The 12,391-nt window shown below is 42.9% G+C and carries 11 protein-coding genes; 5 read left to right on the top strand and 6 right to left on the bottom strand.

Annotation, left to right across the window (positions count from 1 at the left end; translation table 11 throughout):
• Position 1 precedes the first annotated feature (1 nt).
• The 4 genes from ACM0P2_RS12085 to zwf are packed head-to-tail and all read right to left on the bottom strand — an operon-like array spanning position 2 to position 4,978.
• On the bottom strand, positions 2-955 hold the full coding sequence (locus ACM0P2_RS12085; RefSeq protein WP_159117633.1) for a glucokinase: 954 nt from the start codon (positions 953-955) through the stop codon (positions 2-4).
• A complete protein-coding gene (gene edd / locus ACM0P2_RS12090) occupies positions 955-2,781 on the bottom strand; it encodes a phosphogluconate dehydratase (RefSeq protein ID WP_105929737.1) in 1,827 nt (608 codons plus the stop codon). The genes ACM0P2_RS12085 and edd overlap by 1 nt, the downstream gene beginning before the upstream one ends.
• A gap of 9 nt (positions 2,782-2,790) precedes the next feature.
• Positions 2,791-3,483, bottom strand: coding sequence for a 6-phosphogluconolactonase (gene pgl, locus ACM0P2_RS12095; protein ID WP_159117632.1), 693 nt, complete (start codon positions 3,481-3,483; stop codon positions 2,791-2,793).
• A 1-nt stretch (position 3,484) separates the two neighbouring features.
• The gene (gene zwf / locus ACM0P2_RS12100; protein ID WP_159117631.1) at positions 3,485-4,978 is read right to left on the bottom strand and encodes a glucose-6-phosphate dehydrogenase; all 1,494 of its coding nucleotides are present in this window, start codon (positions 4,976-4,978) and stop codon (positions 3,485-3,487) included.
• Between the two features lie 284 nt (positions 4,979-5,262).
• Here zwf and ACM0P2_RS12105 point away from each other — a divergent pair, with 284 nt between their 5' ends.
• The 3 genes from ACM0P2_RS12105 to ACM0P2_RS12115 all read left to right on the top strand — a co-directional run bounded on the left by ACM0P2_RS12105 (position 5,263) and on the right by ACM0P2_RS12115 (position 8,886).
• A complete protein-coding gene (locus ACM0P2_RS12105) occupies positions 5,263-6,114 on the top strand; it encodes a MurR/RpiR family transcriptional regulator (protein WP_105929740.1) in 852 nt (283 codons plus the stop codon).
• Between the two features lie 235 nt (positions 6,115-6,349).
• Positions 6,350-7,786: a pyruvate kinase gene (gene pyk, locus ACM0P2_RS12110; protein ID WP_105929741.1), complete on the top strand. Its 1,437-nt coding sequence runs from the start codon at positions 6,350-6,352 to the stop codon at positions 7,784-7,786.
• A gap of 191 nt (positions 7,787-7,977) precedes the next feature.
• Positions 7,978-8,886 carry a 5'-methylthioadenosine/S-adenosylhomocysteine nucleosidase gene (locus tag ACM0P2_RS12115; RefSeq protein WP_159117630.1) on the top strand — a complete coding sequence of 303 codons (909 nt, stop codon included), beginning with the start codon at positions 7,978-7,980 and terminating at the stop codon, positions 8,884-8,886.
• Between the two features lie 71 nt (positions 8,887-8,957).
• Here ACM0P2_RS12115 and ACM0P2_RS12120 read toward each other — a convergent pair whose 3' ends face one another.
• Positions 8,958-9,335: a hypothetical protein gene (locus ACM0P2_RS12120; RefSeq protein ID WP_159117629.1), complete on the bottom strand. Its 378-nt coding sequence runs from the start codon at positions 9,333-9,335 to the stop codon at positions 8,958-8,960.
• Between the two features lie 598 nt (positions 9,336-9,933).
• Here ACM0P2_RS12120 and ACM0P2_RS12125 point away from each other — a divergent pair.
• A complete protein-coding gene (locus tag ACM0P2_RS12125) occupies positions 9,934-10,134 on the top strand; it encodes a hypothetical protein (protein ID WP_159117628.1) in 201 nt (66 codons plus the stop codon).
• 296 nt (positions 10,135-10,430) lie between these two features.
• Here ACM0P2_RS12125 and ACM0P2_RS12130 read toward each other — a convergent pair whose 3' ends face one another.
• Positions 10,431-11,030 carry a BON domain-containing protein gene (locus ACM0P2_RS12130; protein ID WP_419226642.1) on the bottom strand — a complete coding sequence of 200 codons (600 nt, stop codon included), beginning with the start codon at positions 11,028-11,030 and terminating at the stop codon, positions 10,431-10,433.
• A 360-nt stretch (positions 11,031-11,390) separates the two neighbouring features.
• On the opposite strand from ACM0P2_RS12130, the gene ACM0P2_RS12135 reads away from it, so the two are divergent.
• The gene (locus ACM0P2_RS12135; protein WP_159117626.1) at positions 11,391-12,368 is read left to right on the top strand and encodes an endonuclease/exonuclease/phosphatase family protein; all 978 of its coding nucleotides are present in this window, start codon (positions 11,391-11,393) and stop codon (positions 12,366-12,368) included.
• Positions 12,369-12,391: the final 23 nt, after the last annotated feature.

Genomic DNA, 12,391 nt, shown 5'->3' on the forward strand with positions numbered 1-12,391 from the left:
TTTAGCTCGCTGTATTTTGATTCAGATATGCAGCCGCACCCAATAGACCATGGTCAGGCTCTGCAATTAAATAGGTGGGAATGTCTTTCACGTAGTGCTTCATCTGCCCTTTTGCCTCAAAACGAGCTCTAAAATCACTGTTTTGAATAAATTCAGGGAAACGGTTGGCAATACCACCGCCAATGAAGATGCCGCCAGTCGTGGCCATGTTAAGCGCTAAATTACCGGCGAAACTCCCCATAATGCGACAAAATTGCGTAAGCGTTGCTTCTGCAATCTTACACGTACCGTTAAGGGCTGCTTCTGTGATTTGCGCTGGCTCTGTAAAAGTCACTGGGGCGTTTGCGTCAGTAGCAAGTGCTGTATAGATATTATGCAGTCCGCGACCCGACATTACTTCTTCAGCAGACGCTCTGCCCAAAGTGTTTTGCAGATGACGCCACACTACAACGTCAGTTTCATCAACAGGGGCAAAATCAACGTGACCGCCTTCACCATCAAGAGTCTGCCAGCCAGAAGACGTCATTGTGATGTGTTCAACACCAAGACCCGTCCCCGGACCAAAAACAGCAATATTGCCATTTTCTTTCGCGGTACCTTCGCCAATTTGTACCACCTGCTCTTTACCCAACACGGGTAAAGAGTGCGCTACCGCCGTAAAGTCGTTAATAACAAACAACGCATCTAGCTTAAGCTGACTGCGAAGTGCATTTTGTGAAAACGCCCAACTGTGATTTGTCATTTCGACTTGATCGCCAAGCACAGGGCATGCAATGGCAATACAGCCTTGCGTAAAGGTGTGTTGCGCCATATCAGAAAAGTATTGGCCTATGGCCAAATCTATACTGGCAAAGTCATTGCACATGTACTTTTTAATGTCGGCTACACCAGACTCGGTTACCCTAGCAACGCGAATATTTGTGCCGCCAACATCAGCCACAAACTTCTGGCTCATTATGCTTGCTCCTGCGTATAAAACAGAGAACACGCTCCTTCTTCTGCGCCAGTAAGTATTGCACGCATACCTGCGAACATCTCACGTCCCATGCCTATGTGATGCTTAGCTAGGTTTGCTGGCGCAGCCTCACGAGCGGCCAACGTTTCATCATCAACATGCAAGGTAAGCGCACCGGTTTCGGTGTTAAGCTCAATGATGTCGCCCTCTTGCACTTTAGCAAGCAAGCCACCTTTGTACGCTTCCGGAGTCACATGGATAGCAGCAGGTACCTTACCTGATGCACCCGACATACGACCGTCAGTTACAAGGGCTACTTTGAAGCCGCGGTCTTGAAGCACACCAAGCGGTGGCGTTAAGCGGTGAAGCTCTGGCATACCAATCGCTGATGGGCCCTGGAAGCGAACAACAACAATGCAATCTTTGTCTAGCTTGCCAGATTTGAACGCATCATCTAACTCGAATTGGTCTTCAAAAACAACGGCCGGTGCTTTGATGTTGCAGTGCGGAGTGCGAAGCGCAGAAGTCTTGATTACGCCACGGCCTAGGTTGCCGTCAAGCACACTCAATCCACCGTCTGGTTTAAACGGGTTTTCTACTGTAGCAAGTACTTCTTTATCGAGTGACTCAGTAGGGCCATCTCGCCATTCTAACTCACCATCTTTCAAAACAGGCTCTTTGGTGTATAAATCTAAGCCTTCACCAACAATTGTTTTCACATCGTTGTGCAGTAGGCCCGCATCAAGCAATTGCTTGATAAGTAAAGACATACCACCAGCGGCAACGAAGTGATTGATGTCAGCTGAACCGTTTGGATAGATGCGAGTTAACAGCGGCACTGCATTAGAGATATCTGAGAAGTCATCCCAATTTACGATGTAGCCTGCAGAACGCGCGACGGCAATTAGGTGCATGGTATGGTTAGTAGAACCACCTGTTGCAAGCAGACCCACAAGACCGTTCACAATGGCCTTAGCATCTACAATGTGACCAATTGGCGTGTAGTTGTCACCAAGGTCAGTTAAGCGCGTTGCTTGAACCGCTGCTGCTTTCGTAAGCGCGTCACGTAACGGTGTACCCGGATTAACAAAAGAAGAGCCCGGTAAATGTAAGCCCATCATTTCAACCACTAGCTGGTTAGAGTTTGCTGTACCGTAAAAAGTACAAGTACCTGCTGAGTGATATGACTGAGATTCAGCTTCAAGTAGTGCGTCGCGACCCACTTTGCCTTCAGCAAATTCTTGGCGAACCCGTGCTTTTTCTTTGTTTGGCAGACCCGACGGCATTGGACCAGCAGGAACAAAAACGGTTGGCAAGTGACCAAAAGTTAATGCACCCATCAATAGTCCAGGTACGATTTTGTCGCAGATACCAAGCATCAACGTACTATCGAACATGTTATGTGAAAGTGCGATAGCTGCACCCTGAGCAATGTTGTCACGGCTCATTAAGCTTAAGTCCATACCAGACTGGCCTTGGGTAACGCCGTCACACATTGCAGGAACACCACCTGCGAACTGCGCAACACTGCCAACTTCTTTGACGGCTTCACGAATGATCGCTGGGTACGTCTCATACGGCTGATGTGCGGAAAGCATATCGTTGTATGCAGACACGATAGCTACGTTGGCTTTAGTCATTGAACGAAGGTCAGCTTTTTCGCTTGTACCACATGCAGCAAAGCCGTGAGCCAAGTTGCCGCATGACAACACACCTCGGTGTGGACCTTGACGACGGGCTGCTTCAATCTTTTCTAAATACGCTTTACGCGTTTCTTTACTACGCTCGATAATTCGTTGCGTAACTTCAGCAATTTTTGGATTCATGTTTGTCTCCTATGGCGCCCACATCAAAGTAACCGGCGCACGGTTAACTACAGCGGTGATGGGCTTTTGCGCTTCGGTGGCATTTTCAATAGCATCTAGCAATACTTGCTTTTTCTTTTCACCCGTTAAGTGCAAAAAGATATTACGGCTATTTAGTAACGCTGGTAGCGTTAGTGAAATACGTTGATGAGGTGCTGTTGTAGGTTGAACAGCAATGCATGTTCTGCCGCTGCTCATATCTAAGCCGTCAAGGACCTGCTCAGAACAAGGGAAAAGCGAAGCAGTATGTCCGTCTTCTCCCATTCCAAGAATTAATGCGTCAAAGGGCTGAGGCATGCTGGCTAAATTTGATTCAGCTGCATTCACGCCTTCGTTTGCATCATCAGCGTCACTTTTCAATTCGATAAAACGAGCTGCTGCGGCTTTATTTTGAATTAAATTATTTTTTACTAAACTGGTGTTGCTGGCCTCGTGGCCCTCTTCTACCCAACGCTCATCGGCAAGGGTAATGTCAACTTTATCCCACTCTAAATCGGTTTCGCTTAGCTGTTTAAACAGCGCTAGCGGCGTACGACCGCCACTAACGATAAGCGAGGCACGACCTCGTGTTTTGATCCCTGTTTTGAGAATACTTACTAAATCTTGCGCAAAGGCATTAGTAAGCGCGTCAGGCGTTTCGAATGATAGAGTTGTTAATGCCATACTATTTCTTCTTCCCTGTTTTGCTTTCATACCAGCTGCGGTTTTCGCGAGCAAGAAGACCAATAGAGTCTACTGGTCCCCATGTACCTGCTTGATATGGCTCTGGCGGCTCACTTGATTGCTTCCACGCCTCAAGTATTGAGTCTACCCATGTCCAAGCTTGTTCAATTTCATCACGGCGTACGAATAGCGCCTGATTGCCAAGCATCACTTCAAGGAGTAATTTTTCGTAGGCGTCAGGAATGCGCTCGTCAGCAAACGCTTCAGAGAAGCTCAAGTTAAGCTTAGATTTTTGAAGATCCATAGAACCTGAGCTGGTAAGGCCTGGAACTTTATTCATTACAGTTATTTCTACGCCTTCATCGGGCTGTAGACGAATAACTAGCTTGTTAGGCGGAAGATTCTTAAAGCTATCGCCGAATAAGTTGTGCGGCTGGCGCTTGAAGTAAATAACAACTTCACTCACCTTAGTTGGCATGCGCTTACCTGTACGCAGGTAGAACGGCACGCCGGCCCAACGCCAGTTGTCAATTTCCGCTTTGATAGCAATAAAGGTTTCAGTTTTGCTCTGCGTATTGGCACCTTCTTCTTCAAGGTATCCAGGTACTTCTTCGCCCTTTACAAAGCCCGAGGTATATTGGCCACGTACCGTGCTTTCATTGATATTAAATGAGTTAATTGGACGAAGCGCTTTTAGCACTTTCAGTTTTTCGTCGCGAATGCTGTCAGCATCTAGCGTTGTTGGCGGCTCCATGGCCACTAGACTCAAAATTTGTAATAAATGGTTTTGAACCATGTCACGCATTTGACCAGCATCATCAAAATAACCCCAGCGACCTTCAATACCTACTGATTCAGCAACTGAAATTTGAACGTGGTCAATACAGTTGTGATCCCAGTTTGTCGCGAAAATTGAGTTTGCGAAACGAAGTGATACCAGGTTAAGAACCGTTTCTTTACCTAAATAGTGGTCAATACGATAGATTTGTTTTTCGTCGAAGTATTCGGCAACTTGCTCATTGATAACCTTGGAGGATTCCAAATCGTGACCGATTGGTTTTTCAAGCACCACACGAACGCTTGAATCGATAATTTTGCAGCTGTGTAAGCCGCGGCAAATGTCGCCGTAGATAGCTGGCGGTGTTGCTAAATAGCATACCATTGTGCGGCTAGGATCGACATGGTCATCAAGAACACAATAGCTATCAACATCTTTCATGTCGACGCAGGCGTAATGTAAACGCGCTTTCATGCGTTCCCAAGTTTCTTCACACAAGTTCTTTTCACCGAACTTAACAAGGTTCGTGTGAACTTCTTCAATGTAAGCTTCAAGCTCCATTTCCTGACGCGCAACACCAACAATAGTAGTGTCTGGATGCATCAGATTTGCTTTCTCAAGCTGATATAAAGAAGGCAGCAACTTGCGTCGTGAAAGATCTCCCAGCGTACCAAAAAGTACAAAATCACAGGGTTCGTAGGAATTATCCAATACCATATTCGTCGACCTTTTAAATGTATGTGTCCGCAGCGTATTGTACAGTTATTTACAACACTAACGACTATTTTTACCGTATAGTTAACACCAAATGTAGTAAAATTACAACTTGAACCAACTATAGGATCTAAATATTTACCGTTTCCCTCAGTTTACCCTCATTTACCCCAGTTGAAACAACAAATATTGTCAAAAAATTACATTTTTCTTGTCACCGACGTCACAATAGGTACTATTAGCGATGTACCTTATAATAAACAGTGCTAAGTATTTGCTATATCTGTATGAACATTTTAGAAAAAATCACACAAAATCAAGCGGCATTCAGTAAATCTGAGAAAAAGGTTGCAGAAGTCATTCTCGCTAACCCTCAAACGGCGATACATTCAAGTATAGCAACCCTTGCTAAAATGTCTGACGTTAGTGAGCCTACCGTTAATCGGTTCTGTCGTAGACTTGATACTAAAGGTTTTCCTGACTTTAAACTTCACTTAGCACAGAGCTTGGCCAACGGCACGCCCTATGTAAACCGTCATGTTGACGAAAACGACAGTCCGGACGAATATACCAATAAAATATTCGAATCGACCATGGCTTCACTTGAAGTGGCTCGCCAGTCCGTTGATGTAAATGTAGTGAATCGCGTGGTTGATTTGCTGACACAAGCGCAGAAGATCTCGTTTTTTGGCTTGGGCGCATCAGCATCTGTTGCGCACGATGCACTTAACAAATTTTTCCGCTTCAATGTACCTGTTGTGTATTTCGAAGACATTTTAATGCAGCGCATGAGTTGCATGAATTGTTCGGCAGGTGACGTGGTAGTATTAATAAGTCACACCGGTCGCACAAAAAGTCTTGTAGAAATTGCACAGATTGCTCGAATGAACGACGCCACTGTTGTGGGCATCACTTCAGCTGACAGTCCACTCGCTCAAGAGTGTAGCTATGTTTTATCATTAGAAGTGCCTGAAGACACAGACATGTATATGCCGATGGCGTCTCGCATCGCACAGCTGACGCTTATAGACGTTCTAGCTACAGGCTTTACTTTGCGCCGAGGCAATAAATTTAGAGAGAATCTAAAGCGCGTCAAGGATACGCTACGCGGCTCTCGTTACGAAAAGCGCGGTGATTAGTCCCCTATCGTTGATCATTGCCCGAATTATGGTCGTATAATAAATGACCCTTAGCTTTTGTAAAAACGCCTAACTGGTCGAGCCAGTAAGGCGTTTTTCTTTAATTCATTCACATTATTGTCAAATTAAACTATTATTCTGTAATAAAATTACGTAAAGCGATTACAGGCACACTGTTCATATGTGCTGCCAATCATCTTTGTCTTTTCTAACTTAGAAACAGCGACGGAATCACATGACCAGAAGAACGAAAATTCTTGCCACCCTTGGACCTTCAACCGACTCTCTTGAACAAATTCAGGCATTAATTGCTGCGGGCGCAAACACAGTGCGCATGAATTTCTCTCACGGGCAAGCTGAAGACCATATAGAACGTGCGAAGCGCGTTCGTGAGGCAGCTAAAAATCTTGGTAAATACGTAGCGATATTGGGTGACTTACAAGGCCCTAAAATACGCGTAGCACGCTTTGCCGAGGGTCCAGTTCGCTTAGAAGTAGGCGCAAAGTTTATCCTTGATGCCGAGCTTGGTCGCGATGAAGGTGATGTTAATCAAGTAGGAATAGACTATAAAGCGCTACCTGATGACGTTTCAGCTGGTGACATTCTTCTGCTTGATGATGGCCGTATTCAACTGAGAGTTACTGGTGTTGAAGGGCGTAAAGTTATCACTGAAGTTACGGTAGGTGGTAAACTTTCAAACAACAAAGGCATTAACCGTCAAGGTGGTGGACTTTCTGCCGATGCACTTACCGACAAAGATAAAGAAGACATTAAAACTGCGGCGGAAATCGGTGTTGATTACCTCGCGGTGTCGTTCCCTAGAAGTGGTGCAGACCTAAATTACGCAAGAGAACTTGCCGAAGCAGCAGGTTGTTATGCCAAAATTTGTGCAAAGGTTGAACGCGCAGAAACCGTAGCTTCTGACGAAGCTATGGATGACATTATCTCTGCGTCAGATGCCGTTATGGTAGCTCGTGGTGATTTAGGCGTTGAAATTGGTGATGCCGAACTTGTTGGTGTACAGAAGAAGTTAATCGCCCGTTCTCGCCAGCTTAACAAAGTGGTAATTACCGCAACGCAAATGATGGAGTCGATGATTGACAGCCCAATGCCAACGCGTGCAGAGGTTATGGACGTTGCAAACGCTGTTTTAGACGGCACCGACGCGGTTATGCTTTCAGCTGAAACAGCGGCAGGTAACTTTCCTATCGAGACGGTGGCAGCAATGGCCCGCGTTTGTGAAGGCGCAGAAACCCACCCAAGCGTTAAAATTTCTAAGCACCGTATGGACCAGCAATTCTCATCAACGAGCGAGTCAATTGCACTATCTGCAGTATATGCGGCAAATCACCTTCCAAGCGTTAAAGCAATTGTGGGCTTAACTGAAAGCGGTACTACGCCAACGTTAATGTCACGCATCACAACGTCACTTCCAATTATTGCGATGTCTCGTCACGAATCAACGCTTAACACGATGGCGCTGTGTCGGGGTGTTAAGCCAGTTTATTTTGACTCATCTAACAGCGAGCCTGGTAGATTAAAGTATGATGTTATTGCTTCACTAAAAGAAAAAGGTTTAGTAAAAAGTGGCGACAGCATCATCCTTACTTATGGCGATGAAATGGAAAAAGTAGGCGCAACTAACACGTTAAAAATTGTGGAAGTTGAATAACCATATTTATTATATTAAAGCGAAGCAGATGCTTCGCTTTTTTTTGCCTGAAATTTAAATAGTAATATCAAACCAAACACATAATAAAAAAGCGGTGTGAAAGTTATTGGAACAATTAACTTCACCTAATATGCCAAACGTTTCTTCGTTATAAATTTCTCAGGACAAGAACGATAAAAACAAGGATCAGTATGTACTATATCCATAAACACCATGCCTTTAGGTTATTCACAATAGCCTTTCTTACCGTTATTGGTCATTGTGCATGGGCTACATCCCCTACCACGCATAATATGAAAAGCGTTGAAGTTAGCTCACCAAGTGCTCCGTTACAGCCAATAATGATTCAAGGCCCTATGCCCATAGAAGCTCAATATTTTACTGCACTCTTGAGCAATGTGACCATCGAATATGCAGGTAATGCTGTGTTCTACAAAGGTACGCTAGACGGCTACCCCATTGTAGTTGCTAAAACTGGTAAAGGTTTAGAGAACACTGCGGCAGCAACAGCTATTGGTATAGAGCGATACCATCCTCGCCTCATTATCAATCAGGGCACATCTGGAGGACATGACCCATCTTTGAAAGTCGGAGACATCGTTTTGGGCGAGCGCAGTGTAAACGCATCAAGCTTTAAAACGCCAAGGCTAGTGCAAGGAGAAGGCAGTAATCCTCTCAATTGGATCCCCATGGATATTATGGCATCTGAAGGGAGTGCAGGAGAAGGAAGTAGTGCAAAGGATGCTGAAAAATTGCGGTTTTATTTAGGCGATAAGCAATTAATCGCGCTGGCTTCATCGCTAGCTAACCAATATGAACGAGGTAGTGTAGTAAAAGGAACAATCGGCAGCGGTAACTTTTGGAACAATGAACTAGATAGAATTGCATGGCTTAATAGGAACCTAGGTACTAGCGTGGAAGAAATGGAAACAGCTTCGGCAGCCCAAATTGCTCACGCCTACCATATCCCGTTTTTGGGTATTCGCGTTTTATCAAATAATATCACTAATCACGGTGAATATGATCCTACAACAGCCGAGGATTGCCAAGCATTTGTCGCAAAAGTGATTAAAGCCTACATTTCAAATATCGACGGATAGATTTACATAGAACCAAAAACGCCCTTTACTTTCTCAAAGCGTAAAGGGCGTTTTCATTAAAGCAGTTTCGGCTAGATTGCCTGTGCAGTGTAGGTCTCTGTCTCTTGAGCTATATCGTTCGCATATTGTGTAAGATGGTGGCTAATGATGTTCTCAGCGCGCTCAACAAACTCGTCACGTTTAAACTTCCAGCCTCTTAAATCAGCTTGTTTTGCCTGCTTAACATAAAAATCTAAGCGTGTTTTTCTAAGCAGATGCGCCTTTTTGGATAAATCAAACTCTACAAGTGATAATGTCTGTTCAACTTTGACGATATCTGCATGAACAGTGCGTTCAGCGTCATCGGCCGTTGCTTGGCTAATTGAAAGCTTGCCCTGCCCGAACAGACCGATTAATGCTATTACAACTGAAACAACTATAGCTGAATAAACCCACTTTAAAATGTTCATGCTTCACTCCTTGATCAACTGTGAACTGCTCATAATCTGATTAATAAACTTAGCGCTAAAAAGTTAAGGTAAGCCAAACAATGCGCTAATTTTAATTACTATGTGTAATTTGTAATTGCAGCTTCTATACCACAATATATTTCTTTGTATTTCAGGAAGATATGAAACAAGACTACTACTGCAAAATGTATTGAAAGAATTTTCTACACACTTTAAGAGAAATTTTCCGTGTCTTTCCTTCGGGTTTAATCAAAGCCTATCCAAACAAAATTTATAAAAACGGCCTTAAATAAACAGTGGATGAAGAATATAGTGTTCAGTGAATGTTTGGTATTACCAAAAAGTTCATTTTTCGCGCTAAATATTGTCGTGAAAATAGACATAAGTATTAAAAGACAATTAAATCAGTAGTGAAAACAACAATCACATAATCACCCTTCCCTCTCTAAGGCAATCTACTTAAAGACTTCATAACTTTTGTCAATTGATTTTAAATTGGCATTACAAAACGCAATTTCACCCCCTTAACCGGACTTACCAATAATATTGATTTAAGTATGAGATGCATCGGTAAGCAATTGTCTACCAAGAGGTTTAAATGTCTAAAATAAAGACAATGCCTACTGCCTTCTGGTTATGTGACGTTTCTGTTATCCCATGGATGAAGCCCGTTTTAATGTCTCTTACATTAATTCTCGCTTCGAGTCTTGCTAATGCTGGAGTAATTTCAGCTGAAAAGTTTGATTTAAGCATTTTGATTGAAGCGAACGGAAAATTGTTGAAATTTAGCGTGATTTGAATATGGTAGTTTTGGCTTCTGCGGTGCTTACGCCTATTTTGGGATCAGAACAAGAACGCGAACATAAAGCGTATTGTAGAAAGTAAGCAATATGGAACTGATATCACTATCTATGAATTCTATTTTGTTTTTGATGATTGCACTGAATCTTGCAAAGAGATCAAATCTGAAAATAGCTAAGCAATTCTCCTTAACGAAGAATAGAAGCATTGACTTCGATAATTATATATTTGGTTAACATTTAAAAAGAAAAAGGGGCGAATGCCCCTTTTCAAACTTATCTACATGAAATGCGTTTAGTTCATTGCAGTTTTAGTCACTACACGAAGGTCGCTTTTCACATTTTTAACATCAGATGCATTTTTTGCGATTTCAACCGCTAAATCGCGCTCTGCATCAGAATCAACGTCGCCCGACAGCATTACCACGCCATTTTCAACGTCAACATCAATGTTGAAACCAGAAATATCAGTGTCCATTAGAAGACGGGTCTTGATTACAGTAGCGATTTTAGCGTCAGTAAGTTCGCTTGTACCTTCATCTACCGTATCTTCCATATCATCAGACATGTCGCCGTCCATGTCTTTGTCAGAAACAATGGTCAACTTGTTGTCTACAGAGGTTACACCGTCAATGTTTGCTACCAGCTCTTCCGCTAGCTTTTTATCGACAGAATTTTCAACCTTACCTGTTAGCACTACATTGCCATTTTTCACATCGGTATTGATATCGAATGAATCTAGGTTGCCATTGAACAACAGCGTAGCTTCAGCTTTGCCATCAATCCATGCGTCTTTGGCGCCCTTTTCCCACTTGTTGTCAGTGTCCATATCTCCTGCACAAGCTGCAGTGGTCAACGTTGTAGCAACAATCATAGAAATTAGTGAACGTTTCATAACATTTATCCTTTGTCGAAACTCACAATGAAGTAAGCTAGAACCTTGCCAACAACGCAACCCATTGTTTTTGAATGAATATCATAGAAATATTCGTATTTAATGGTTCAAGAATTTGAAATCTTTGCTGTGAAACGAGAATTTTTTACCTGTTGCTTTAAATGTGAGTTCTCCGACATAGCTATCGAAGAATAATCAATAAATGTGAATTGAGTTTCATCCGTATTGAAATGAGTAAAGATTAAACTGATTTAACAATTTAAGCGTAGATAATAGAGAAATCTTCTTATTGCTAGGTACCTTTCAAAAACTTGATAGGAAACAGCATTTCAAATTTTTAATATCAAGGATGCTAAGCCAATGGATATTGCACTTTTTGCTGCATCAATACTCTTTATTGTAGTCAGCTTTGTTCCTCTTTTACCCTCTTCTCATTGGGTGGTTCGAGTTTGGGAATTCCCTCGCCTGCAAATATCTGTAATTATTGTCATTCTTCTTCTTTGTCACGCATTAAATTGGACTTCTGATAATCATTGGTTAGTTATTAACTCGCTGGTAATTACAGGACTAGGGATAACTCTGCTCTACCAACTTGTTTGGATACTCCCTTACACACCCTTTTATAAAAAAGATGTCAAAAGAATAGAAAAATCGCAGGCAGCGAGCACGGTAAGTGTGCTTTCAAGTAACGTCTATATGCCTAACAACGACTTTAGAAAACTTATAGCGCACGTCAGAAATAAGAAACCGGACTTCTTAGTAACATTAGAGTCGAATGAAAAGTGGCAAAAGGGAATTAGTGAAATCGAATCGGAGTACCCTTACCGGAAGTTCTGTGCGCTTGAAAACCTTTACGGTATGCACTTGTATAGCAAAATACCGTTTGAAGAGGCTACGCTTAATTTCCTGATTGAAGATGATGTTCCTTCCATGAAGGTAAAGATAAATTTAGAAGGGCAAGACACTCTCCTCTACTTTCTTCATCCTAAGCCCCCTAGCCCAACAGAAAACACGTATGCAAAACCTCGTGATGTCGAATTAGCTATTGTTGGAAAGGAGATATCGAATACAAACGGGCCGATTATTGTGGCAGGCGACCTCAACGATGTGGCGTGGTCGCCGACAACACGAAAATTTAAAAAGATAAGCGGATTGCTAGATCCACGAGAAGGTCGAGGCTTTTATAACACGTTTCACGCAAAATACCCGTTAGTAAAATGGCCACTAGATCACGTATTCCATTCTAAGCATTTTGCGTTGGTTCACATAGAAAAGCTAGAGAGTATAGGTTCAGACCACTACCCTTTGTATACTGAACTAGCGTTTATCGACGATTAAACAAGCTCGAGAGCGTAGTCCGG

It is taken from the genome of Alteromonas sp. OM2203 (genome assembly GCF_048517045.1).
Taxonomy (GTDB): domain Bacteria; phylum Pseudomonadota; class Gammaproteobacteria; order Enterobacterales; family Alteromonadaceae; genus Alteromonas; species Alteromonas gracilis.

Excerpts from the sequence above, each read along its gene's own strand:
- ACM0P2_RS12085 (WP_159117633.1), bottom strand. The coding sequence starts at position 955 with ATGAGCCAGAAGTTTGTGGCTGATGTTGGCGGCACAAATATTCGCGTT.
- edd (WP_105929737.1), bottom strand. The coding sequence starts at position 2,781 with ATGAATCCAAAAATTGCTGAAGTTACGCAACGAATTATCGAGCGTAGT.
- pgl (WP_159117632.1), bottom strand. The coding sequence starts at position 3,483 with ATGGCATTAACAACTCTATCATTCGAAACGCCTGACGCGCTTACTAAT.
- zwf (WP_159117631.1), bottom strand. The coding sequence starts at position 4,978 with ATGGTATTGGATAATTCCTACGAACCCTGTGATTTTGTACTTTTTGGT.
- ACM0P2_RS12105 (WP_105929740.1), top strand. The coding sequence starts at position 5,263 with ATGAACATTTTAGAAAAAATCACACAAAATCAAGCGGCATTCAGTAAA.
- pyk (WP_105929741.1), top strand. The coding sequence starts at position 6,350 with ATGACCAGAAGAACGAAAATTCTTGCCACCCTTGGACCTTCAACCGAC.
- ACM0P2_RS12115 (WP_159117630.1), top strand. The coding sequence starts at position 7,978 with ATGTACTATATCCATAAACACCATGCCTTTAGGTTATTCACAATAGCC.
- ACM0P2_RS12120 (WP_159117629.1), bottom strand. The coding sequence starts at position 9,335 with ATGAACATTTTAAAGTGGGTTTATTCAGCTATAGTTGTTTCAGTTGTA.
- ACM0P2_RS12125 (WP_159117628.1), top strand. The coding sequence starts at position 9,934 with ATGTCTAAAATAAAGACAATGCCTACTGCCTTCTGGTTATGTGACGTT.
- ACM0P2_RS12130 (WP_419226642.1), bottom strand. The coding sequence starts at position 11,030 with ATGAAACGTTCACTAATTTCTATGATTGTTGCTACAACGTTGACCACT.
- ACM0P2_RS12135 (WP_159117626.1), top strand. The coding sequence starts at position 11,391 with ATGGATATTGCACTTTTTGCTGCATCAATACTCTTTATTGTAGTCAGC.